The sequence below is a fragment of the Luteimonas panaciterrae genome (genome assembly GCF_020511115.1).
Lineage (GTDB): Bacteria > Pseudomonadota > Gammaproteobacteria > Xanthomonadales > Xanthomonadaceae > Luteimonas > Luteimonas panaciterrae.
Map to the genome: position 1 here is coordinate 665,482 of NZ_JAJAVH010000001.1, position 24,330 is coordinate 689,811.

General features: G+C 64.8%; 13 protein-coding genes and 1 pseudogene. 8 read left to right on the forward strand and 6 right to left on the reverse strand.

Annotated elements, in window-relative coordinates; genetic code table 11:
- Positions 1-63: 63 nt before the first annotated feature.
- From LG367_RS02950 to ligD, 6 genes and pseudogenes are all read left to right on the forward strand, one after another.
- Positions 64-8,166 (forward strand): type I polyketide synthase, encoded by an 8,103-nt coding sequence (locus tag LG367_RS02950; RefSeq protein ID WP_226467715.1) that lies wholly within the window; start codon positions 64-66, stop codon positions 8,164-8,166.
- Between the two features lie 37 nt (positions 8,167-8,203).
- Positions 8,204-14,503: a non-ribosomal peptide synthetase gene (locus LG367_RS02955; protein WP_226467716.1), complete on the forward strand. Its 6,300-nt coding sequence runs from the start codon at positions 8,204-8,206 to the stop codon at positions 14,501-14,503.
- Positions 14,504-14,592: 89 nt separating this feature from the next.
- Positions 14,593-15,738 (forward strand): MFS transporter, encoded by a 1,146-nt coding sequence (locus LG367_RS02960; RefSeq protein ID WP_226467717.1) that lies wholly within the window; start codon positions 14,593-14,595, stop codon positions 15,736-15,738.
- Positions 15,735-16,499 (forward strand): 4'-phosphopantetheinyl transferase family protein, encoded by a 765-nt coding sequence (locus LG367_RS02965; protein WP_226467718.1) that lies wholly within the window; start codon positions 15,735-15,737, stop codon positions 16,497-16,499. The genes LG367_RS02960 and LG367_RS02965 overlap by 4 nt, the downstream gene beginning before the upstream one ends.
- Positions 16,496-17,653, forward strand: a complete 1,158-nt coding sequence (locus LG367_RS02970; protein WP_226467719.1) for a nitroreductase family protein — start codon at positions 16,496-16,498, stop codon at positions 17,651-17,653. The genes LG367_RS02965 and LG367_RS02970 overlap by 4 nt, the downstream gene beginning before the upstream one ends.
- 153 nt (positions 17,654-17,806) lie before the next feature.
- Positions 17,807-18,670 (forward strand): annotated as a pseudogene (gene ligD / locus LG367_RS02975) (non-homologous end-joining DNA ligase); the annotation flags it as partial.
- A gap of 41 nt (positions 18,671-18,711) precedes the next feature.
- Here the strand turns inward: ligD and LG367_RS02980 are convergent.
- On the reverse strand, positions 18,712-19,215 hold the full coding sequence (locus LG367_RS02980) for a hypothetical protein (RefSeq protein ID WP_226467720.1): 504 nt from the start codon (positions 19,213-19,215) through the stop codon (positions 18,712-18,714).
- Between the two features lie 241 nt (positions 19,216-19,456).
- Between LG367_RS02980 and LG367_RS02985 the strand changes: the two genes are divergently transcribed.
- Positions 19,457-20,152 (forward strand): hypothetical protein, encoded by a 696-nt coding sequence (locus tag LG367_RS02985; protein WP_226467721.1) that lies wholly within the window; start codon positions 19,457-19,459, stop codon positions 20,150-20,152.
- Positions 20,153-20,389: 237 nt separating this feature from the next.
- Positions 20,390-20,623: a hypothetical protein gene (locus LG367_RS02990; RefSeq protein ID WP_226467722.1), complete on the forward strand. Its 234-nt coding sequence runs from the start codon at positions 20,390-20,392 to the stop codon at positions 20,621-20,623.
- Between the two features lie 158 nt (positions 20,624-20,781).
- Here LG367_RS02990 and LG367_RS02995 read toward each other — a convergent pair whose 3' ends face one another.
- From LG367_RS02995 to LG367_RS03015, 5 genes are all read right to left on the reverse strand, one after another.
- Positions 20,782-21,018, reverse strand: coding sequence for a hypothetical protein (locus tag LG367_RS02995; protein ID WP_226467723.1), 237 nt, complete (start codon positions 21,016-21,018; stop codon positions 20,782-20,784).
- An 18-nt stretch (positions 21,019-21,036) separates the two neighbouring features.
- Positions 21,037-21,441: a hypothetical protein gene (locus LG367_RS03000; protein WP_226467724.1), complete on the reverse strand. Its 405-nt coding sequence runs from the start codon at positions 21,439-21,441 to the stop codon at positions 21,037-21,039.
- Positions 21,442-21,487: 46 nt separating this feature from the next.
- Positions 21,488-22,258: a LytR/AlgR family response regulator transcription factor gene (locus LG367_RS03005; protein ID WP_226467725.1), complete on the reverse strand. Its 771-nt coding sequence runs from the start codon at positions 22,256-22,258 to the stop codon at positions 21,488-21,490.
- The gene (locus tag LG367_RS03010) at positions 22,251-23,522 is read right to left on the reverse strand and encodes a sensor histidine kinase (protein ID WP_226467726.1); all 1,272 of its coding nucleotides are present in this window, start codon (positions 23,520-23,522) and stop codon (positions 22,251-22,253) included. Before LG367_RS03010 ends, LG367_RS03005 begins: the two co-directional genes overlap by 8 nt.
- Before the next feature lie 144 nt (positions 23,523-23,666).
- Complete coding sequence (locus LG367_RS03015; RefSeq protein WP_226467727.1) at positions 23,667-24,185, reverse strand: adenine phosphoribosyltransferase; 519 nt, start codon at positions 24,183-24,185, stop codon at positions 23,667-23,669.
- Between the last annotated feature and the right edge of the window lie 145 nt (positions 24,186-24,330).

Consider the following 24,330-nt stretch of genomic DNA (forward strand, 5'->3'; position numbering starts at 1 on the left):
GCAGGCAGTCAAGGCACGTTCCATTCCTTCCGAAACGAACAGGGAAACTCATCGGATTCCGTCATGGCCAAGAAATCTGCGAAAAAAACCGCGCCAGCCCGCAGCAACAAGCGCAAGACACCCGTCATGTCGCATGCGATCGGGCGCGCGCCGGCTGGTGTCCTCGATGCCGAAGGCTCACTGGCCGATCTGCTGCTGCGAGGCGCGCAGGCGAACGATGTCGGCATGGTGTTCGTGCAGCCCGACGGCAGCGAGCTCAACGTCAGTTACGCACAAATCCTGCAGCAGGCGAAGGCACGGCTGGCCGGATTGCGCGAGGCCGGTGTGCCGACCGGTGTTCCGGTGCCGATGGTGGTCAACCACGGCCCCGATTTTCTGGTGACGTTCTGGGCCTGCATTCTCGGCGGCATCGTGCCGGCGCCGTTGACGTATCCGACCTCGTTCACCTCGGCGAACAACGCGCTGACCAAGGTGTACGAAGTCTGGCAACAACTGGAACAGCGCCCGATCCTCGGCGATCGCATGCTCGCCGAGAAGCTGGCGCAGACGGAGCTGATCGATACCAGCGGCATGCGCGTGCTGGTCGGCGACGACCTCGACCGTCCTGGTACCGAAGCCGAGCCTGCGCCTGGCCGCGCGGACGACATTGCGTTCATCCAATACAGCTCCGGCAGCACCGGCAGTCCCAAGGGCGTGACGCTCACGCACCGCAATCTGCTGATCAACGTCGAGGCGCTGCTGCTCGCGACGGAACACAAGTCCGGCGAGACGATCGCGAGCTGGATGCCCTTCAGTCATGACATGGGGCTGATCTGCCTGCATCTGTTTCCGCTGGCCGGACTCGCCAAGCAGATCAACATGGCGCCGCAGTTGTTCGTGCGACGGCCGCTGCTGTGGCTGGAGAAGATCGCGGAGCATCGCGCGGTGCTGACCGGATCGCCGAATTTCGGTTATCGGCTGGTGCTGGACAAGCTCACGCCGGAATATGTGGAAGCACTGGACCTGAGCGCTTTGCGCGTCATTCTCAACGGCGCCGAGCCGATCTCGGTGCCGCTGATGCGCGAATTCACCGCGGCGCTCACACCGTCCGGGCTGCGTCCGGAAGCGGTGTATCCGGTGTATGGCATGGCCGAGGCCAGCGTCGGCCTGGCGATTCCGCCGATGGGGCAGCCGGCCATCATTCGCGCCATCGATCGCCGCCTGCTGGCGGAAAGCGGTCGCGTGAAGGTGGTCGACGAGCATGATCCCGAAGCCATCCTGATTCCGGACGAAGGTCCGCCGATCGCCGCCAGCGAATGCCGCGTGGTGGACGATGCCGGCAAACTACTGCCGGAAGGCAATGTCGGCCATATCCAGATCCGCGGCCTCAATGTCACGCAGGGGTTCTACGCCAATCCGGAGGCCACGGACGAAGCGAAGGATGGCGACTGGATCCGCACCGGCGATCTCGGCTTCATGATCGACGGGCGCCTGAGCATCACCGGCCGCGCCAAGGACATCATCATCGTCGATGGGCAGAAATTCTTCGCCTACGACCTGGAAGCTTGCGCGGAAAGCGTGGAAGGCGTCGCCACCGGCAAGGTCATCGCCTGCGGATGGAATGACGCGGACATTGGCCGCGAGCGCGTGGCGCTGTTCGTCGGCGTGCGCGGCGAGCAAGGCAGGGACTTGCTCGCCCAGGTGTGGCGCAAGATCAACGCCGTGTTCGGCATCGCCGCCGATTACCTGGTGGCGATCAAGTCGGTGCCGCGCACGACCAGCGGAAAATTGCAGCGCTTCGCGATGCGCAAGGCCTTCCTGGCCGGCGAATTCGCCGACAGCACGTTCACCGTCGACGATCTGCTCGCCGAGCCGGTGCGGGCGGAAGCAGCGGTGCAAGACATCGAAGTACTGTCCGCGGAGGCGTTGAAGACGCGCATCCGTTCGGTGTGGGCGCAGATTCTCGGTCGCGACGAAGCGAGGATTCCGCTGGATCGCCCCTTCCTGGAACTGGGCGGCACCTCGGTGAAGGCGGTGCAGGTGCTGGGCGCGCTGGAGCAGGATCTTGCGACCACGCTCAGCCACGAATTCCTACTGCAGTGCCGCACCATCGAGGACATGGCGGCCTATCTGCAGGCGCATCTGGCGCGGCACGACCATGCCGCCCTGGAGGAAACCAAGACCGTCGCCGCCAACATCGACAGCGACGAGGACATCGCGATCATCGGCATGGCCTGCCGTTTCCCGCAGGCCGACACGCCGGAATCCTTCTGGGACAACCTCATCCAGGGCCGCGATTGCGTGAGCGAAGTGCCGCGCGAGCGCTGGGATGCCGACATCCATTACCAGCCCGGTGTGGCTGGCAAGAGCAATTCGCGCTGGGGTGGATTCATCGATGCGCCGTATGCGTTCGATCCTGAGTTCTTCCACATCAGTGCCGAAGAGGCGCGGATCATGGACCCGCAGCAGCGCCTGTTCCTGCAGACGACGTGGGAAGCGCTGGAACGCGCCGGCCATGCGGGTGCGCGCACGCACGGCAAGCGCGTGGGCGTGTTCGTGGGCGCGGGCCATCTGAATTATCTGGAACACCATCTGCACGGTCTGGACCTGCAGCGCCTGCAAGGCTTCGACAGCGTGCGCAACCTGTCGCAGGAGCAGCGCGAGGCGCTGGTCGCGGAATGGAAGACGCGCTTCGGCGACAGCGAGCTGCAGCCCAACACGCTGGTCGACAACCTGCTCAACATGATCGCCGCGCGCACTTCGCATGCGCTCAACTTCAAGGGGCCGAGCCTAGCGGTCGATACCGCCTGCTCATCCTCGCTGGTGGCGGTGCATCTGGCCTGCGACAGCCTGCGGCGCGGCGAATGCGAGATCGCAGTGGCCGGTGGCGTCAATCTCAATCTCACGCCAACCCCCTATCTGATGTTCTCACGCGCCGGCGCGCTCTCGCCGAGCGGACGTTGCCGCGTGTTCGATGCCGAGGCCGACGGCATGGTGCCGGGCGAGGGCGCCGGCACCGTCGTGCTGAAGCCGCTCAAGCGCGCGCTGGCCGACGGCGATCCGGTGCTGGCGGTGATCAAGCGCTCGGCGATCAACAACGATGGCCGCTCGCTTGGCGTGATGGCGCCCAATCCCGATGGTCAGCGTGTTGCCGTCGCCAGCGCCTATCGTGATGGTCGCTTGAAACCAGCCGATATTCAGTACGTCGAAGCGCACGGCACCGGCACGGCGATCGGTGATCCGAGCGAATTGCGCGCATTGGCGCACGTGTTCTCGGAACTCGGCGCTCCTAACGACTGCGTGGTCGGATCGGTGAAGGCGAACATCGGCCATCTGCTCAGTGCGGCGGGCGTCGCCAGCCTGATCAAGCTTGTACTCGCGTTGCAGCACCGGCAGATGCCCCCGAGCCTGCACGTGAAGCGGGTCAACGCGCAGATCGATGGGCAGATCGATACTACTACGGGCAAGCCCGTATTCCGTGTATTGCAGGAGGCGCAAGGCTGGGAAGCGCCCGCGCAAGGCGCGCGCCGCGGCGCGATCAACTCCTTCGGCTTTGGTGGTACGAACTGTCACATGGTGGTGGAAGAATCTCCGTCGACCGCCCATGAGCCACGCGCCGAGCGGCCGCAGCACCTGCTGTGCCTTTCGGCCCAGAACGAGGCCGCCTTGCAGCGCCGCGCCAGCGATCTGGCCGCGGCGCTGCAACGGTGGTCCGACCAAGCCGCGATCGATGTGGGCGCAGCTGATATCGGTGCGGTTGATATTGCGTTTTCGCAACATACCGGTCGCGCGCATCTGCCTGAACGGCTGTTCGTCGTCGGCGACAGCACCGAAGCGCTGGCCGAGCAGCTCGCCGGTGGTGAATACAAGCGCGCTCGCGCATCGCAGGTGCCGGCCAAGGTCGCGCTGATGTTCACCGGGCAGGGCGCGCAGTATCCGGGCATGGCGCGTCGCTTGTACGACACGCTGCCGAGTTTCAAGCGCATCCTCGACGAATGCGCGGCCTGCTTCGAGGGACAACTCGAAAAGCCGCTGCTTTCCTATCTATACGCCGCCGACGGCGATGAAGCGCTGCTCGCGCAGACCTGGCTGACGCAGCCGTTGATGTTCAGCATCGACTATGCGCTCGGCCGGCTGTTGCTGGACTGGGGCGTCAAGCCGGCCTGCATGCTTGGCCATAGCGTCGGTGAATACGCAGCGGCCTGTCTGGCGGGCGTGATGCGGCTTGAAGACGCGGCGAAGATCATCGCCGCGCGCGGACGCCTCATCGCGGCATTGCCCGCCGGTGGCGGCATGACCGCGGTGTTCGAGTCGCAGGAGAATCTCGCGCCGCTGCTGGCGGCCTACGAGGGAGAACTCTGGTTCGGTGCCCACAACGGCAATCACCAGGTCGTGTCCGGCAAGCTAGACGCGCTGGCGAAACTGCAGGAGCAATTGCAGGCGCAGGGCAAGGTCTGTCGCGCGCTGAAGGTATCGCATGCCTTCCACACGCCGCTGCTCGAACCGATGCTCGATGCGTTCGGGAAGGTGCTGGCCGAAGTCGAATTCTCAGCACCGAAGATTCCGCTGATCTCCAATCTCGGCGGCCAGTGGATCGAGGATCGCGTTCTGGATGCCGGATATTGGCGCGAACACGTCCTGGCGCCGGTGTGCTTCGAGCAGAGTGTGCAACTGGCGGCCGAGCGCGGCATCGGTGTCTTCGTCGAATGCGGCCCCGACAAGGTGTTGTCGAATCTCGCCCGTCACATCCTGGGTGCGCAGGCGCAGGTGTTCCCGACGCTCGATCGCAAGCGCGACGACTGGCATGGCCTGCTGCCAGCACTGGGCGGACTGTATCTCAACGGTGTTGAACCGAATTGGGAAGCTTACGACGCCGACTTCGCGCCGAGGCGGATCGCACTCCCGACTTATCCCTTCGCGCGCGACGAATACCGCATCGTCACCCACGATACGGCTTCCGCATCGGCAGCAGCCACGCCGCGCGTGGAGGATTGGAGCGGCACCGCCGAATCCGGTCGTCTACTTGCCTTGCAGTCCGTGCCGGCGCGCACCGCCAATGAAGAGCGTTTCATTGTTCAGGCTCCCGCTCAGCAGAGAAAGGAAAGCGAGAAACCGTTGCAGGACTGGTACCAGGTCGTGCAGACGCTGGTAGCCGAACTCGCGGAGATTCCGGCGTCGCAGGTCGACATGTTCCGCAATTTCCACGATCTCGGCCTGGATTCGGCGACAGCGGTGAAATTGGCGGGACGGCTGGGCGAGCTGACGCAGACCAAGCTGCCGCCGACGCTTCTGTTCGAGCATCAATCACCGACGGCCCTGGTCGAATATCTGCTCGCGGAAGCGGTGCTGACGCGTCAGCCCGCGGCACACGAGACCGTCGGCGCACCGACGGCATCGTCCCTGATCCCTCTCGGCGCGACGAGCGCGGCACCCAGTGCGATTTCCATCGAGTCCACCGCGGATCTCCCCCACGTCCGCGATCACGACATCGCCATCATCGGCATGTCTCTGCGCATGCCGGGCGCCGACACGCCGGAACAGTTCTGGCAGGCGCTGATCGAGGGTCGCAAGGCGATCCGTGAAGTCCGGCCGGAACAGTGGTCGCTCGAGGACTACTTCAAGGCCGAGGATCAGGAAGCGCATACCAGCTACACGAAATGGGGCGCCTTCCTCGACAAGCCCTACGACTTCGATCCGATGTTCTTCGGCATCTCGCCGCGCGAGGCCGAAGCGATGGACCCGCAGCAGCGGCTGTTCCTCGAAGTCGCGTTCGAAGCCCTGCAGCAATCCGGTTACGGCGGCGATTTCCGCACGCGCGAGATCGGCATCTATGTCGGCTGCGAGCAGAACCAGTACGGCGAACATTTCGTCAGCCACCAGCGCTATCAGGCGTTGCTGCGCCGCTACGCGCAGATGGAGTGGTTCAAGCAGTTGCCCGAAGCCGCGCGTGCGGAACTGCTCGGCACGCTCAACGACGTGATGCGGCCGGCCGAGCTGATCTCCGACGCGGTGGCGGGGCAGGGCCTCAACGAGATTCCGGCGCGCGTGAGCCATTGGCTCGACCTGCGCGGGCCGAACCTCATGGTCAACACCGCGTGCTCGTCGTCGCTGGTCGCGCTACATCTGGCCTGCGAAAGCCTGCGCTCGGGCGAATCGCGCATCGCCATCGCCGGTGGTGCCTATCTGACCGGTTGCGACACACCGTTCGTGTTCCTCAGCCGTCTCGGCGCGGTGTCGCCGACCGGCGAATGCCTGCCGTTCGATGCCAAGTCCAATGGCATGGTGCTCGGCGAGGCGGTGTCGGCGGTGATCCTCAAGCCGCTCAAGGATGCGATCGCCGACGGTGATCATATCCATGCCGTGATCAAGGGTTCGGCGATCAACAACGATGGTCATTCCAACGGCATCACCGCGCCGAATCCGCGTGGCCAGGCCGAAGCGCTGCGCAAGGCCTACGTCAACGCCGGTCTGAGTCCGGATCTGGTGAGTTATGTCGAATGCCACGGCACGGGCACGCCGCTGGGCGATCCGGTCGAGATCGAGGGCATGACGCAGGCGTTCCGCAAGTTCACCGATCGCAAGCAGTTCTGCGCGGTGGGGTCGTTGAAGGCGGCGTTCGGGCACAGCCTGTCCGGCTCCAGCCTGCCGAGCCTGATCAAGGTGGTGCTGTCGCTGCAGCACCGCACGATTCCAGCCACGGCCGGTTACAACCAGGCCAATCCGCACATCGATTTCGCCAGTTCGCCGTTCCATGTCGTGGCCGGACGGCCGATGTCGTGGCAGCCGAGTGGCGATCAGCCGCTGCGCGCGGGCATCAACTCGTTCGGTTTCGGCGGCACCAACTGCCATGTCGTGCTGGAGGAAGCGCCGCGCCTGCCGCCGCCGGTGCAGAGCCAGGATGCGACGCAGCTGTTGCTGCTCAGCGGCCGCACCCAGAACGTATTGCAGGAGATCGCCACGCGCCTGCTCGGCGCCGTGGAGAAGCATCCGGAATACAAGCCGTCGCAGGTCTGCCTGAGCATGAACGGCACGCAGCGCGATCTGGCCTTCAAGGCCGCGCTGCTGGTGCGTGATCGCCATGATCTGCAGAGCAAGCTCGCCGCTCTGTCGGCGGGACGCGAAACCCCGGGCATCGAGGTGCGACGCGGCAATCCCAAGCAGGTGCCGCAAGTGAGTCTGGTGCTGGATGGTGTCAATCCGCTCGACGTGCAACAGGCGCAGGAATTGATCGACGCCTTCCCGCTGCTGCAGCAGATCTGCGACGACTGCAAGGGCTATTACCGCGATGCGATGGCCTATAGCAATCCGCTCAACCAGCAGCACCTGGATGAGTTGCTGTACGCATTCGCCGTGCAGTACGCGCTCGGCCGGTTGCTGATGTCGGCCGAGATCAAGCCGGCGGCGATCGTCGCGGAAGGGACAGGTGTGTTGGCCGGTGCGTGTCTGCTCGGGATGTTGAGCCTGAAGCAGGCGGTGGCGATGCTGAGCCGGTATGCGCTCGGCCGGCACGAAATCGTCGACGGCGCATTCGATTCAGAGGCGCGCGGCGACAGCTGGCACTGCCCGCTGGTGCTGCCGGGCGCGGTGCTGCGCAGCAACCAGGACCAGGCGGCGGTACAACTGAGCGCCTATCTGCAGCAGCCGCGCCGTCTCGGCGCACAGGACGTGCAGGAACTCGCGCGCGGCGACTACGGCCTGGTGCACCTGGGCGGTTCGCGCGAGTTGCGCGAACAGTTGGGCATCACCGACGCCGGCAACTGGCTTGGTGTGTCCGAGCCCGGGCAGGCGCGTGATGGCCACGAACGATTGCTGGCGCTGTTCGGCCGCATGTACGTGCGTGGCATCCGCTTCAATGCACGTGTGCTGGCGACGGCGGGCGCGCGTCGCGTGCCGCTGCCGACGTATCCGTTCGAGAACAAGCCGTACCGCTACAAGGCGCTGACCGTTCCGGGCCAGCAGGCCGTCGCCACCACATCGGTGCAGACGACTGCTCCGGGCGTGCCGGCGCTGGTCCCCATCGCGACGCCGAGGACGGCACCCTCGCTGCCACGCTTGCAGCCGGCCGCGCCGTCATCGCAGTCGCTCACACGTCTGCAGCCAGTCGCGCTGGCACAGCAGGCGCTCTCGACCGCACAACGCACGGCCCTGGCCGAGGAGCTCCGCAAGGAGCTCAGCCAGGTGTCGTGACCAATCAATGCCGTTGCCTATCGATCAGGTGAATTCCATGGCTACCGATTCCAATTCCTTGCAACAGCGTCTGCGCATCGCCGTCTCGGCCGTGACCGGCCACCAACCGGAGGACCTGGATGCCGACCAGTTCCTGGAAAGCGATCTCGGCATTGATTCGATCAAGATGGTGGAGCTCACGCAAAGCCTGCTGTTGATCGTCGCGGAACCGCTGCGTGAGCGCTTCATGGCGGAGGTGCCGACCGATCGATTGATGCAGGTGCAGACGCTGCGCGAGCTGGAGACGATTTTCCAAGGGTGGGATGGCGTTCCCACGCCCTCCCCTGCGACCGCAGGGGAGGGTTGGGGAGGGGTTGCGTCAGCGCCGATGGCCCTTCCGGAGAGTGCGCTCTCACCCGCAGGCTCCCCTTCCAGCTTCCCCCTGCAGCCGCAGGGGGAGGAGCCAAGAGCTGCGGATCTCACGCCGCGTGTATTCGCGCTGATCTCGCAGATCACCGGCCACAATCCGGACGATCTCGATCTCGATCTGTTTCTCGAGGGCGACCTCGGCATCGATTCGATCAAGATGGTCGAACTGAGTTCGAACCTGCTCACCCTGGTGCCGGCCGAACGGCGCGACGCATTCGCCGCGCAGGTACCGACCGACCAGCTGATGCAGGTGCAGACATTGCGCGAGATCGTGCAACTGTTCGCGTCCTGGCAGGCGTCCGGTAGTGCCGCTCCCGAGCAGCCCGCGGTCACGCTGGCGCCTCAGCCGAAACTGGCCGAAGCATCCTCGAATGCAGCGTCCTGGCCGGGCAATGCACTGTCCGAAGGCGGCGAACTGAACATGCTGCCTTCGCAATATCCGTTCCTGGTCTCGCACTGGGCGGTGTCCACCTGCAGCCTGTGCTCGCGCGTGCGCCTGCAAGGGCCGTTCGATCTGCAACTGGCGCAGCGCGCCTGGAACGACCTGCTCGGTCGCCATCCCGCCTTGCGCGCTCGCTTCGTCATCCCGGCCGAAGCGCGCAGCTTCAAGGAGTATCGCTACGAAGTGCAGGCGCAGGTGCAGGCGCCCGCGCTGGCACTCACGGATCTGCGGCATCTGCCACGCGCGCAGCAGGACGAGGCTGTCGCTGCCGAAGTCGAGCGCAACGTGAACGCACAGTGGGCACTGAGCGATCCTCTGTTGCATCGCTTCTTCGCCTGGCGGCTGGCCGACGATCTGCATGAGGTGTTCTTCACCAATCATCACCTGATCTCCGACGGCTTGAGCAATCAGCAGGTGATGCGCGAATTCCTCGCTCTGTATGCCGCCGCGGCGAACGGTCAGCCGGCTGCGCTGCCACCGGCCACATCGCTACAGCGTTATCGCGAAGTCGTCGACGGCATCAACGCTTGGCATGATCCGGCCGAGGACCAGGCCATCACCGATCTGCTCAAGCGCCAGGGCAAGCAATCCTTCGTCTGGAATCCGAACAACCGTCCGCGCGCCGAAGCCCTGGCGAAAGTGCGTAACTATCGTTTCCGTCTCGACAAGGGCACCACGCAGACCCTGCAACGCCTGACCGGCGAACTGCGCGTGTCGATGAACAGCGTGCTGGTCGGCGCCTATCTGCGCACCGTCGCCGGATTCGTCAACGAAGCGAAGCCCATCTTCCTCAATATCCCGACCAGCGGTCGCGTTTATCAAGGCATCGACGCGAGCGGGATCATCGGCTGCTTTGCGCAGAATCTGGCGTTGGACTTCGCGCCACCTGCCGCCAGCGAAGCCTGGGATACGTTGCTCGAACGTGTTCACCGCGGCATCGAAAGCGCGATCGGGCAGGGTGTGGATCGCGCGCAGACACGCTCGCTCGCGCATACGATCCGCGACCGCTTCCAGCTCGAACACGGCCGCATTCCCGAAGCACATGGTCCGCTGATCCGCGCGGGCATGAAGTCCAACCTGTTCCTGCCCTACATCGGCAACACCCACATCGCCGAGCAATATGCCGGGTTGCGCGTGGTCGATTACCAGGCAGCGACGGTGACCAACGCCGGCACCCTGGACACGGTGATCGAGCAGTTCAACGGTCATCTGGAGATGACCACCAACTACGACGCCAACCATTACGACATCGACTTCGTCGCCAAGGTCGCCGAAGCCTTCCTGGTGCAGCTGCGCAGCCTGGCCGTGTTCCGCACGCCGCAGCTCGCGCAAGTCGCCGCGCCGCGAACGACGTCGATCGATTCGGTGCAGGCCGATCAAGTGCGGCAGGTGGCCGAGGAAATCATGCATCGCGCGCTCACCGTCGCCGATCTGGACAAGGATCTGGAGGCCGATCTCGGCCTGGATTCGCTCGAACGTATCCGCATCGTCTCGCGGCTGGAGCAGTTCTCCGCGGGCCGCTTCGATCGTCAGGCGCTGCTCTCTTGCCGAAGCCTGGGGGAGATGGTGGCGCAGCTGGGTGGCGAACAGGCCGCGCCTGCATCGGCGAATGCGCCGACATCCAATGATGTCGACGCGGCCCTTGTGCCCTATCGGCAGATCATCGCGCAATGCGCGCGCACGCCGCAGGCGGTGGCGGTCCAGGCCGACGGCGTGTCGCTCACCTACGATGAGCTGCACCGGCAATCCAACCAGCTCGCCAATCAACTGCGTGCGCTGGGCGTGACGCGCGGCAGTCTGGTCGGTGTGATGGCGCATCGCGGCATCAACATGCAGATTGCGCTGCTCGGCATCCTCAAGGCCGGTGGCGGCTACGTGCCGCTCGATCCGGATTATCCGAGCGACCGCATCGCCTACATCATGGAGCACGCACAGCTGACGGCCGTGCTCACCGAGACCGCGGTCGCCACGCAGCTGGCCGCCTGCCTGTCACCGTCGCTGCCGTTGCGGCATCTGGTCTATCTGGACGAAAGGCCGTTCGCGGCGCCGTCGAACTTGCACAGCGTTGGCCGCGCCGAATGGCGCGCGCAGCCGGACGCCGATCTGGCGCAGATCAGCCAGCCCGACGACACGATGGTCGTGCTGTACACCTCCGGCTCGACCGGCCGGCCGAAAGGCGTGGTGCTCGGTCATCGCGGTTACGCCAATCGCCACGACTGGCATCAGCATCTGTTCCAGCTGCAGCCGGGCGAGCGCGTTGCCCAGAAGACTTCGATCTGTTTCGACATCTCGGTGTGGGAGCTGTTCTGGCCGCTGCAGGTCGGCGGTACCGTCTGCCCGGTGTCGACGGCGACGCTGCGCGATCCCTGGGCGTTGGCGCAGTGGATTCGAGACAACGGCATCCACGTCATGCATTTCGTGCCTTCTCTGTTCGGCGAGTTCCTCAACGCCGTCGAGGCGCAGACCATCGCATTCCCCGCATTGCGGCAGCTGGTGTTCAGCGGCGAAGCGATGCCGGTCACGCACGTGCGGCGCTGGTTCGCGCGCTTCGGCTTCGGTGCCAAGATGGCGAACCTGTACGGGCCGACCGAGGCGTCGATCGACGTCAGCGCCTGGCAGATGGATCGGATGCCCGATCTGAACATGGCGCGCGTGCCGATCGGTCACGCCATGCCGAACGTACAGCTGCTCATCCTCGACGAGAACATGCAACGCGTCCCGCAGGGCGAGCAGGGCGAGCTGTGGATCGGCGGTATCCAGCTCGCGCACGGCTATCTGCACGATGCGCAGCGCACCGCCGATAGCTTCCGTGTCAATCCGTTTCCGGATGTGCCGTGCCCGACGCTCTACAAGACCGGCGATCTGTGCGTGCAGCTGCCGGATGGCAGTTTCGACTATCGCGGTCGCGTCGACAGCCAGGTCAAGATCCGTGGCTTCCGCGTCGAACTCGGCGAGATCGAGAGCGTGCTCGGCACGCACCCGGCGGTGCGCGAGGCGGCGGTGCTGGCGGTCGATCACGGTGATGGCCATCTGCGCCTGGAGGCCTGGCTGTCGGGCGAGTACACCGAGCCGCGCGCCCTGCGCGAGCATCTGGCCAAGAAACTGCCGGCCTACATGCTGCCCAACACGTTCGACTGGCTGCCGAGCCTGCCCAAGAACCAGAACGGCAAGCTCGACCGCAAGGCGATTGCCGCGCACGGAAAGACGCCCGCGTCGACGTCGCCCGCGCTGCCCGTCGGCACGGCTGCGGTGGAAGCACCCGCGCAGACGCTGGAAGACCAGATCGTCGCCAATACCATCGATTTTCCGCTCGGGCCGGCGCAGAGCTGGCTGCTGAACTACTTCGAACCACCGTACCAGTGGGCCGGCTTCAGCCGCTTCCGCTATCTGCAACCGCTCGATATCGAGACATTCAACCGTGCCCTGCGCAAGCTGACGCAGAAGCATGCCGCGCTGCGTTCGGTGTTCCATCAGAAGGGCGGCGTCTGGCACCAGAACTTCCCCGAGCCGCGCGTGTGGCCGCAAGCTGAGGTGTACGACGGCACGCATTTGCCGCCAACCGTGCGCGAGGAGCAGCTGCGCGCGTTGATCGTGGAGCGCGTGAAGGGCTTGCGCCTGGACGGCAACGGGCCGCTGTGGTCGGTGCTGGTGATCAAGGAGACCGAGGATCGTTACGACATCTGCATCGTCGGCCATCACATCATCAGCGACATGCTCGGAAACGGTGTCGCCTTCAAGTCGCTGTGGCAGTTGTACAGCGAATGCCTGGCCGGCGAGGACCGGGAAGTCCATGAAGATCCGCCGCTGTTCGTCACCTATCTCGAGGCGCTGGAGAAGAAGCGCACGCGTGATGCGGTGGCGCGCTACGTCGATTACTGGACCAAGCAGTTCCCGGCCACCGATCCGGCCTTCAATGTGCCGCTGGATCATCGCAACGGCGAGAACACCGAGGCCTCGACGGCGAGCGAGCGCTTCGTCCTCGATGCCGTGGAAACGGCGAGCCTGCAACGCGCCCGCCAGCAGTATGGCAGCACGCTGTATCACCTGCTGCTGGCGCCGCTGTACCGGGCGCTGGCGGAGTGGAGCGGTAATCCGAAGGTGGCCCTCAGCCAGCGCACGCATGGCCGCGATCTTGGCGATGGCGCGACGTTCTTCGAATGCGTCGGCAATTTCGCCGTGAACTATCCGCTCGCGGTGCAGGTGGATGCGCAGTCCGGCTGGCAGAATCTGTTGCAGGCGATCAAGCAAGGTTTCGATGCCGTGCCGCTGAACGGCATCAGCTACGATCTCGTCGCCGATCGTTTGCCTGGACATCTGTACCCGGACAACAAGCTCACGCCGGTTCGCGCCAACTATCTCGGCAATCGCGAGTTGCCCAAGAGCAGGCTGTTCGAATTCGACAGTGGCGACTGGGATCAGCGGTTCAACCTGCCGGAACAGAAACGCAGCGCGTTGATCGAAGTGTTCTTCAGCATTGGCGAGGAGAACTCGTTGCAGGTGGAACTGGCCTATTCGAGCAATTTCCATCGCGCCGAAACCATCCGCCGCGTCGGCGAGCGTTACATGCAGCTGCTGCGTGACGTGCTGACGCAGGCGCCCGCGGCCAGGCCGATACCGGCGGCGGTGCAGGCGGCCCCCGCGCAGCTCGTTGCGGCGAACTCGGAAGTCATCGCGCTGCTGCCCGCCGCGGCTCCCGTACCCACGGCATCGAAGCCGCTCACCGGCAAGATCGCCGTCATCACCGGTGCCGGACGCGGTATCGGTCGCGATATCGCGATTCGTTTCGCCGAACAGGGCGCCAAGCTGGTGCTGGTGTCGCGTTCGTCGGGACCGCTGGAAGAAACGCTGCAGAAGGTGCGTCGCGTGACGCCGGATGCGATCGCCATCACCGCCGACGTCACCCAGGAAGCGGCGGTCGAGGCGATGATGCGGCAGGCGATCGCGCACTTCGGACGCGTCGACATCCTGATCAACAACGCCGGCGCCAACCACGCGATGCTGCTGGCAGAATCCGATCCGAAAGCCTGGCGCGAGATGATCGACATCAATCTGATGGCCGCCTATCTGTGCAGCCGCAGCGTGTTGCCGCAGATGATGGAGCAGGGTGGCGGCAAGATCGTCAATCTCGGCTCGGCGGCCAGTGTGATCGGCTATCCGCTGTTCAGTGCCTACTGCGCCGCCAAGCATGCGGTGGTCGGTCTGACCAAGTCGCTGGCGGAGGAGGTGAAGCAGAAGAACATCCAGGTGAACGTGGTCTGCCCGGCCTTCGTCGACACGCGGATGACGCCGGCGGCGTTCCGCAGTGCTTCGATGCCGGTCGAGCAGGTAGCCGAGGTCGTGCTGTTCCTCGCCTCGAAGGCGGCCGACGGCATCACCGGTGAAACCTTGAACATCTTCGGCAAGCAGGACATGTACTCCTACGGTTCCGACAAGATGAGCACGTTCAAGTCGATCACGCGCGACTTCAAACCCGGAGTCGCGGCGTGAACCAGAAGGCGGCACCGCAGGCCGCAACCCGTCATTCCCGTTTCCCGGCGGCGTCGTCGACGCAACGGGACGGGAGTGACGGGCAGGGGATGCGTGTCTTTTCGCCGCCGTTGCGTGCGTTGTATCTGGTCTCGGCGCTGGCGGGCGTCGCGATCGGGTTGTTCAATCCGTTGATCTCCGCGCTGTTGAATGAGCGTGGCGTTTCCGAACTCGGCATCGGCTTGAATGCCAGTACATTCTTCGCGTTCACGCTGTTGGGCGCACCGCTCGCGGGGCGGATGATTCATCGTGTCGGCACGCGCGGCACGATCGCGATCGGCATCGTGCTCACCGCGATCGCGGCCATGCAGCTGCCCTGGTGGCATCACCAGCTCGCATGGTTCGCGGCACGCGCGGTGATGGGCGTGGGCATCGGCCTGTACATGATCGGCGGGCAGACCGCGCTCAATGCGAGCGTTTCAGAAGCGCAGCGCAGTCTGGTTGGAGGCCTGCATGCGCTGGCGTTCGGAGTCGGGCTTGGCGTCGGTCCGCTGTTGGGCGGCGTTCTGTACGGAGCCTCGCCGATCCTGGCGTTCTACATCGGTGGCGTGTTGTTGCTGATGGGATTGCCGATCGTAGGAAAGCATCTGCCGACGTTGCGCGCCCACACGCCATCGCCGCGTTTCGATTTCGTGCGCCGCCTGTCCCTGCCGCTGCATGCGATCTTCGCCTACGGCGTGGCGGAAGCGACCTTGCTCACACTCTATCCGGTCTTCCTGCTGCAAAGCGGGTACAGCGTGAGTGGCATGAGTTTCGCGTTCGCTGCGTTCATCGGTGGCGGGTTGATCGGTACCTTGCCGCTGGGCCATCTGGCCGATCGTCATGGTCGAGAACGCGTGCTCGCGATATGCGCTGGTGTCGGCGCTGTGGCGACGATTGCGCTCGCCTTCGCGCCGAGCCTGCCGATCGCCGCGGCGGTGTCGCTGCTGGTCGGCGCGAGCCTTGGACCGGTGTTCGCCATTGCGCTCGGCATCGTCGGGCAGCGTCTATCGCGCGAGGAACTTCCCGGTGGCAGCGCCTTGTTCACCATGGCTTTCAGCCTCGGCTCGCTGGTCGCGCCCTGGATGTCGGCGCTGATCATGCGCGAACTCGGCAGTGTTCACGTGTTCACGCTCAGCGCGGTGTTGTTCCTGAGTCTGCTGCTGCGCCTGCTCTGGCGGCGCCCGGCGGTCGCGTTGGTGTCGGCGGAGGCATGAGCAAGATGCAGGCCGCGATCCGCCGACCGCAGGATTTGTTCCCCTCCACGTTGTTCAGCGTGGAAGCGGGTGCGTCCAATGGCGACGAAGCGTTGTTGCATCCACTCGAGCGCGCCCTGGTGGAGCGGGCGGTGAGCAAGCGCAGGCACGAGTTCGCCGCCGGCCGTGTCTATGCGCATCGTGCCTTGACGCGGTTGCAGGTCGCACCCGGGCCGATCCTCAGCGATCGGCATGGCTGCCCTCTCTGGCCGAGCGGTACGCTCGGCAGTATCAGCCACACCGAAGGCTGCGCGATCAGCGTGGCCGCGACGTCCGGACGCGTCACCGCGGTCGGCGTGGATGTGGATCGCCGCAGCAACGCTTTCAGTCACTCGGTGCTGCGCCATGTTTGCCGCGAGGAAGAGCTGCGCTGGATTTCCGGTTTGCCGGGCATGCTGGTGCCGATGTACGGCCTGCTGCTGTTCTCGATCAAAGAGGCGATCTACAAGTGCGTCTACGCCGCGACCGGCGAACGCCTCGGTTTCGGCGACGCATCCGTCGTGCTCGATCTGTCGCAAGGCCTGTTCAGCGCGCGGCTGCTGCGCGAGGTCGGCGAGGAGGGGCGCGACAGACTCGTCGGCCGCGTCGGCTGCAACGAGGACTACGTGTTCTCCGGCCTGTGGTGGCCATCCTCCGGCCCATCCGCTTTTCCCCATTCCCCACTTCGTCATTCCGATGTACTTCGGAATGCGACCGCTCACGAGAGGAGACTCCGACCATGACGACCGAACCCATGCCTTCCCGCCGCAGATTCCTGCGCTACGCCGCCGGCGCGGCATCGCTTGCCGTTCTGGGCGGCGCCGGCGCGGTCGGTTTCGCCGGTGGCGTGCATCCCAATGCCGCGGCCTATGGCTACTGGCGGCAGAAGGAGAAGAATGGATTGAGCGATCCGCAATATCTCGCGCTGTGCGCCACGCTCGCGCCGAGTCCGCACAACACGCAGCCGTGGAAGTTCGGAATTGCCGGGGATCGCATCGAGATCTTCGCCGACCTCAGCCGCCATCTCGGGACCGCGGATGCCGAATTCCGCATGATGCAGACGGCGATCGGCAGTGCGTTGGAGAACATCGACGTCGCCGCGGGGCGCCTGGGTTACCGCGCCGAGGTGCAGGATCTCGACGCCGATCGTCGCTTCGCGCAGGACGGCTATTGCGCCAGCGTCCGGCTGCATCGCGGCCAGGTCGTGCGCGACGGCTCGTTCGACGCGTTGTTCACCCGGCAGACCACACGCACTGAATACGACATGAGCCAGCCGGTTCCGGCCGCGCTGAAAACGGCGTTGAATCAACGGACGGGCGATCTTCCCGGCATCGGGCTGACCTGGTTTCCCGATGGACCGCTAGTCACGCGTCTTGGCAACGTCCTGCGCGGATCGGTGCGTGGCTTCCTCAGTGATGACCGCAATCGCGACGGCATGAAATGGTTCCGCATCACGCCCGACCAGTGGGAAACCCGGCGCGATGGCATCGCGGTGTTCAACGGCGACGCGCCGCTGCTGGCCAAGCGCTACGTCGAATGGTTCGTCCATGAGCAGGATCTGCTCAGCGCGCAGTTCAAGCAGGGTGAGATCGACACGCTGGATCGCCTGGTGTCCACCACGCCGGCCTGGGGCTTGATCTACGCCGATCGCGCCACGCCGAATCAGCGCATCCAGGCGGGGCGCCTGGCCGAGCGTGTCTATCTGGAAGCCGCCGCGCGCGGTTACGCCGTGCAGCCGCTTTGCTATCCGACCGAGTTCGAACCGAGCCGGGAAGGCTTGCGCGAGCTGGCCGGCCTGGCGCCGGCGCAGGATCCGCTGTTCCTGTTCCGCATCGGCAAATCCGACTACGTCGCGAAGTCCGTGCGACGCGATCTGAAGGAAGTATTGCTAGCCTGACGCCTCGAAACACGATTCCGGGATCGTCCGTTTGCGCGCGTCATCGCGTCGCGCGCTCCTGCGCGCGTCAGGCGCGTGCCATCGGCGCTTAACTTGTTCGGACACACTCTGTTTCTGGTTCATTCGATACGCTAGGCCATCGGACAGGAGATCACGATGGCAGAACAGCGTTTGACCCATCCGGAACGCATCGTCTACCCCGGCACGGACATCACGAAGGGCAGGGTGGCCGAATACTATCGTGCTGTCGCCGATTGGCTGTTGCCCGAACTGGTGGGGAGGCCGTTGTCGTTGCTGCGCTGCCCGGACGGCATCGATGCGCAGTGCTTTTTCCAGAAGCATCACAACGACAATCTGGGCGCGAACGTCCACCCGGTGACGCTGCGCGAATCCGACGGCAAGGCCGATTACGTCTATGTCGACGGCATCGAGGGCGTGCTCGATCTGGTGCAGATGAATACCCTGGAATTCCATCCCTGGGGCGCGAAACGCGATGCGCCGGATCGGCCGGATCGATTGGTGTTCGATCTCGATCCCGACGAGGGCATTACCTGGAGCGATGTCAAGCGTGCGGCGCGGGAAGTCCGTGATCGTCTCGAGGAGGCCGGCCTGCACAGCTGGGTGCGGCTATCCGGTGGAAAGGGCGTGCACGTTTGCGTACCGATCGTCCCCGACTCCGATTGGGATGCGGCCAAGGCATTCAGCGAAGCATTCGCCGATGCGATGGTGGCGCAGTCGCCATTGCGCTATGTCGCCACCGCCTCCAAGGCTGCGCGCAAGGATCGGATCTTCATCGACTGGTTGCGCAATGCGCGCGGGGCGACCAGCGTGGCCAGTTGGTCGCTGCGCGCCCGCGCGGGCGCGCCCGTGGCCATGCCGTTGCAGTGGGACGAATTGTCGCGCACGAAGTCCAGTGCGGATTTCGATCTGGCACGTGCTCTGCGACGCGCCGCAAGCTTGCGCGCGGACCCGTGGGAAGGATTCGCGACGACGCGCCAGAAGCTACCCGTCATCTAAAGACCGGGGCTCGCATGGCCGTTGGATGTGGAAACGATCCATCAGGCCATCACGGACGGCGCGTCGTAGTTCAATCGCACTGCGCCCAGGCGTTTCAGCTGCGGGTCGGCGCGTTCGTGCAATGCGTCCTCGCAGTCGATCACGACCAGGACATGGCCGGCTTCGATCTCGTTCTCGAACTTGCGCCGCACCGGATCAGGAACGGGCGAGCCGACCAAGGCGGACGCCCAGCAGCCGACCAGGGCGCCGGCGCCGAAGCCGGCAAGCATGATTCCGATCAGGGCGAGGTCCAATGGCGCGAGCACGATGGCCACCGCACCCGCGGCGAGAAAGCCAGCGGCACCGCCGTAGCCGGCGCCGCGGATCGCCGCCGGCATGAAGTCGGTATCCGCTGTCTTGCGGGCATCGGGAATCTGCGCCAGTTCGATATCCGAGCGCGCGATCAGGAAGATGCACGCGTAAGGAAGACCGGCTCGGTGGGCGATTTCCACCGCATGTCGTGCCTGGCGGATGTCGGGCGTGCTGAACACATGGCGCCGTTTCATGACGAGCCTCCCGATATGTCGAGGGCGATTTCTACGATGCGCTCAGCAACATTTATCGATCGTGAGCCGGACATGCAAAGTGCGTAACGAAAGTGGGAAGAAGATGTAAATACCGACGAGCGGTGTGATATCCGGAGCGCCCGATGTTCCGTTCATCTAAGCGTCGGAATCGGCCTGCACGGCTCATCCGGAATTCATCGAGTCCCGCCAAACTGTGCACACCATCACGAGGGGTGCTGCAATGAACAAAATGATGAAGGGAGCGCTCGCGCTGGCGCTCGCAGTGGGTGTCTGTGGCGCGGTCCAGGCCCAGACCATCGGATACAACATCCACACGGGCGATGTGTGGGTCGACAATCGTCTCGGCGAGATCAACGACTACGGGACGCGCTATCGCGAACCGTTCATCGATGAAATGTCCGGTCACTACGGCGCGCCGCGCTCGCTGGTGGAGGATCTGCTTGGCTCGCGGCATTGGGCACCGGGAGACGTGTACTACGCCTGTGCCCTCGCACGCTCGCTGGGGTTGCCCTGCATCGATGTCGTGCGCGAGTACGAGCGCAACCCGGGTCAGGGTTGGGGCGCGATCGCCAAGCACTACGGCATCAAGCCGGGTTCGCCGGCCTTCCATGCCCTGAAGCGTGGCGCGGTGGGTACCTACGATCGCTGGGGTTATCCGATCGCGATCGATCGCCCCGTGCATGTGGACTGGTCGAAGCATGGACCGGGTGGCCCCAAGAAGGCTGATGCTCCGCGTGGAAAGGGCAAGGCCGCGAGAGCGTGGGACGACGATCACTCGGGCAACGGCAAGTCAGGTAACGGTAAAGGCCACGACAATGCCGACAAGGGACACGGCAACGGAAAAGGTCCCGGCGGTGGCAAGGGCAAGGGAAACGACAAAGGCAACAACGACAAGGGACATGGCAAGCAGAAGTAAGTGACTCGCCGTTATCGAGCAGCCGAACGGAATCATCACTGTACGGCTGCTCGATGCGCGAATCGCGCATAACCGCCTTGCTTCTTCGATGTGTTAAGCAAGCGTTTGATGCGCAGCCGCGTGTCTGTTCGTGTTCATCTGCATGCGCGCATTCTTCGGCCCTGCGGTACAGGGGCGTTCCAACATGAGCGGGAATTCCGGACTGCTCATGCCATCTAGATGAGGAAACCACACTGCATGAACACCACGATCCGTAATGCCGTTTTCGCCCTCGCCGCTGTCGGCGCCCTGTCGCTGAGCGCGTGCAAGAGCACCGGCGAGACGAGTGAAGAACCGTCCAGCACGCCTGCGCCGACCGAGCAGCCGGCTCCCGACACCACGACGCCGCCGGCTAGCAGCACCACGCCGACGGACTCCACGACCACGCCGCCTGCGCAGGACGGCACGACGGCCCCGACGACGACGCCCTGATCGGCTGACGTCACGAGGCAACGGCAAAGGCGGTGAAAACCGCCTTTGCTGTTTCTGGGGTGCCGGAATCGAGTGCGTGCTTTCGAGAAATCCGCGCTTTCGAGAAAGCAAAGGGCGGAAGGTTTGCAGAGAATCTTTTCCTGACGTGATTCGAATCGTCAGGCGGCCGCGGCGTGGACTGCCCGCGTCTGATCAGGGCGCCATCCAAGCAGGCGCGCGGGCAGGAAGAGAACCGCGCGCAGGAACGCGAACACCGCCGAGACGGTGATGCCGACCAAACGGAACGGCAGCGAGAGCAGCCACAGGATTGGCCAGAGCACCAGCGCCAGCAACGCCAGCGGCCAGCACAGCACGAAAAGAATGCACCAGGCGATGAAAGCGATGAGGGTTTTCATGTAGATGGGCTCCTTGAGTCAACTGGTGGGATGCAGGCAACCCGGCGCGGTGGGCGTGGACTGATGATCGACGCATTGCTGCAGACCCTTCGGCAGATGATCGACGCGCTTGGAGGCGCCGGCCTTGAGGCTGAAGGCATGCACGATGCGCGCGGTGCAGGCGCGAGCGTCGCGTTGATCGTGTCGCTGCGGAGAATCGGCTTGCGCCGTGCTCTTGCAGTCCTCGGTGAACAGCACGAAGTGACAGAGCCCGCTCACGCTGTCGATGCATTCGAATTCGCCGTTGCCATCGAGGATGCGCGTGCGTGAGGAGTTCACGCCGACATCGCTGATCGAATAGTTGGTGGTGGTGAGCGTGCCCGCTTCGATCTTGCAGCCGGAAAGCAGCAGCACGGCGGCGAGCAGTGTTGTGGCGATACGCATGGAATCGGTTCCTTTCGCTTCGGTCGCGTGCGGTGTTCGGGGGAGGTCACATGTTGCGGAACAGGGTCATGAAGGGCTGGCTGATGGTCAGCGTTTCATCGCGCTGCTTCAGGCGCAGCGTGCCCTTGCCGGTGTCGTCGCGCACGATCGAGGCGATTGCCTTTAAATTGACGATGGTGGCGCGATGGATCTGCTTGAACACGGTCGGGTCGAGCGCCGCCAGCAATTCACGGATCGGCTTGCGCAGCAGCGCCTCGCCCTCGGCGGTGACCACGGTGGTGTATTTGTTGTCGGCACGGAAATAGAGCACGTCGTCGACCATGATCAGCCGCGTTTCCTTGCCCGTGCTGGCGGTGATCCAGGACAGCGCCTGCGCATTCGCGCGGCTGGGGAGCACATCCTGCAATCGCTTGACCAGGGCGGCGAGGGTATCGGCGTCGGGATGTCCGGCGGCGGCGCGCGCGCGCAGACGCTGCACGGTGGTCGTCAGTCGTTCACGCGTGACCGGCTTGAGCAGATAGTCGATCGCGCCGTTCTCGAATGCATCGATGGCGTATTGATCGTAGGCGGTGACGAACACGACCTGCGTGGGAATCTCCGCCTGCGCGGCGGCGGATGCCACTTCCATTCCGGTCAGGCCGGGCATGCGGATGTCGAGGAAGGCGTATTGCGGGCGATGTTCTGCGATGGCTTCGAGGGCGCTGCCGCCGTCCTCGCAGATCGCGATGATGCGCAGCTCCGGCCAGACCTCGCTGAGCAGCGACACCAGCGCATTGCGCAGCAGTTCCTCGTCTTCGGCAACGATGGCGTCAGGCATGTTGGCGCACTTCCGTTTGACGTGTTTCCGTTGACATTGCCGGCACGACGATCGTGGCAGCCACACCGGCGGGGAAATTGCTGACGAGATTGAACGACGCGGCGGGGCCGTAGAGCAGGCGCAGCCGCTCGCGCACGTTCTTCAGGCCGATGCCGGTGCCGCTGCTTTCCATGTGCAGGCCGTGGCCGTCGTCGGCGACGGTCACCGACAAATCACGATCGTTGGCCTTGGCGAGCACCCAGATCGTGCCGCCCTCGGGCTTGGGTTCGAGTCCGTGCTTGATCGCGTTCTCGACCAGCGTCTGCAGCATCATCGGCGGGAATGGCACCGATTGCAGCGCCGGTGCCACGTCGATCTTCGTGGTCAGACGCGCGCCCATGCGGATCTTGAGGATTTCGAGATAGGCGTTGGCGCGTTCCAGTTCCTCGCCCAGTGTCGAGAATGTCTGTTCGGTGCGCGGTAGCGAATGACGCAGGTAGGCGATCAGATGGCCGAGCATCTGGTCGGCGCGCACGGGATCGCTGCGCGTGAGCAGCTGCGCGCTGGCGAGGGTGTTGTAGAGGAAGTGCGGCTCCACCTGCGCGTGCAGCAGATTGAGCTTGGCCACGGTGAGTTCCTTTTCGGTGGCGGTCTGCGCGGCGGCCGCCTGCTCGCCGCGGCGATATTCGGCGACGCGGCGGGCGACAGCGCGGGTGATCGCGTCGGCGTTCTCGAGATTGGTGCCGTGGTCGACGCCGATGAAGTCCAGCCAGGCCGGACTGTCCGGCTCGCACAGCAGATTGACGCTGCTGGTATCCGGGCCGGGAATGATCGTGGCGGTGATTTGATTGCGACGATTGCCGAACCAGGTCAGCAGACCGAAGCGGTCGATGCGTTCGAGCAGGCCATGGCCGTACGGATCGGGACGGCGCACCTTGGCATGCACCTGCAGGCTGTCGCGCGCGCTTTCGACCAGTTCCGTGCGCGGCAGCTCGCGCAGGGCGGCGTCGACGAGCGCGAAGGCCTCATCGGCACCGAACGGAATCTCGACCTGACGATGATGGCGGTTGCCGAGTGCTTCCCGGTCGACGCGGCCGGCGATCAGGCGCACCCGGCGCACATGCGAATAGGCGCTGGGAATGACCAGGGCGATCGTCACGACCACGAGCAAGCCGAGCACCCAGTTCGGGCCTTTGTCGCTGACCACGCTGATCGCGATCACGATCATCAGGAAGAACAACAGCCAGGCGACGATGATGCGAATGACGAAAAGAAAGCCGGTCATGCCGGGGCCCCTGATGGCGAAGTGCGGAGGAGCATAGCGAGCACGCATCCGCTTGTGTCCGCCGTTGCGACGAAACCCGCCGCCGGGCGATGAAATCGGGTTTTGGTGCCGCGAAACCGGCCCGGCAGGGCGCTCGCGGGGCGCTCAGTAGCGCAAGACGGCGTGCAGTGGCGCGGCCGCGTCCCAGCGCTGGCGGCCTCCCAGGAAACCGAGTTCGACCAGAACGGCGGCGCCGACCACGGCGACGCCCAGGCGTTCGGCGAGCGCATGCGCCGCCAGCAAGGTGCCGCCGGTGGCGAGCACGTCGTCGATCAGGACGGCGCGCGCGCCCTTCGGCAGGGCGTCGGCGTGGATGTGCAGATGGTCGCTGCCGTATTCGAGCGCGTATTCCTGCGACAGGGTCCGTGCCGGCAGTTTGCCCGGCTTGCGCACCGGCACGAAGCCGACACCGAGCACATACGCAAGCGCCGCGCCGAGGATGAAGCCGCGCGATTCGATTCCGATCACCGCGTCGAGGCGCGCATCGCGCCAAGGTTGCGCCATCGCATCGATCGCCGCGGCGAAGCCGGCACGATCGGCGAGCAAGGGCGTGATGTCCTTGAACACGATGCCGGGCTTCGGAAAATCGGGAACATCACGGATCAAGTGCGGCCAGTCGGTCATTTGCGCGGATGGGATGAGAGTCGAGCCGGCGATGCTACCCGCGATGTGTATCCCCGCGCCATTCACGCCGTGATCACGCCGCTCGGCGGTTGATGCGCAGTCCTGGGCCGTGCATCACACATTGGCCTAGGGCTGTCACTAGCTT

Excerpts from the sequence above, each read along its gene's own strand:
- LG367_RS02950 (WP_226467715.1), top strand. The coding sequence starts at position 64 with ATGGCCAAGAAATCTGCGAAAAAAACCGCGCCAGCCCGCAGCAACAAG.
- LG367_RS02955 (WP_226467716.1), top strand. The coding sequence starts at position 8,204 with ATGGCTACCGATTCCAATTCCTTGCAACAGCGTCTGCGCATCGCCGTC.
- LG367_RS02960 (WP_226467717.1), top strand. The coding sequence starts at position 14,593 with ATGCGTGTCTTTTCGCCGCCGTTGCGTGCGTTGTATCTGGTCTCGGCG.
- LG367_RS02965 (WP_226467718.1), top strand. The coding sequence starts at position 15,735 with ATGAGCAAGATGCAGGCCGCGATCCGCCGACCGCAGGATTTGTTCCCC.
- LG367_RS02970 (WP_226467719.1), top strand. The coding sequence starts at position 16,496 with ATGACGACCGAACCCATGCCTTCCCGCCGCAGATTCCTGCGCTACGCC.
- LG367_RS02980 (WP_226467720.1), bottom strand. The coding sequence starts at position 19,215 with ATGAAACGGCGCCATGTGTTCAGCACGCCCGACATCCGCCAGGCACGA.
- LG367_RS02985 (WP_226467721.1), top strand. The coding sequence starts at position 19,457 with ATGAACAAAATGATGAAGGGAGCGCTCGCGCTGGCGCTCGCAGTGGGT.
- LG367_RS02990 (WP_226467722.1), top strand. The coding sequence starts at position 20,390 with ATGAACACCACGATCCGTAATGCCGTTTTCGCCCTCGCCGCTGTCGGC.
- LG367_RS02995 (WP_226467723.1), bottom strand. The coding sequence starts at position 21,018 with ATGAAAACCCTCATCGCTTTCATCGCCTGGTGCATTCTTTTCGTGCTG.
- LG367_RS03000 (WP_226467724.1), bottom strand. The coding sequence starts at position 21,441 with ATGCGTATCGCCACAACACTGCTCGCCGCCGTGCTGCTGCTTTCCGGC.
- LG367_RS03005 (WP_226467725.1), bottom strand. The coding sequence starts at position 22,258 with ATGCCTGACGCCATCGTTGCCGAAGACGAGGAACTGCTGCGCAATGCG.
- LG367_RS03010 (WP_226467726.1), bottom strand. The coding sequence starts at position 23,522 with ATGACCGGCTTTCTTTTCGTCATTCGCATCATCGTCGCCTGGCTGTTG.
- LG367_RS03015 (WP_226467727.1), bottom strand. The coding sequence starts at position 24,185 with ATGACCGACTGGCCGCACTTGATCCGTGATGTTCCCGATTTTCCGAAG.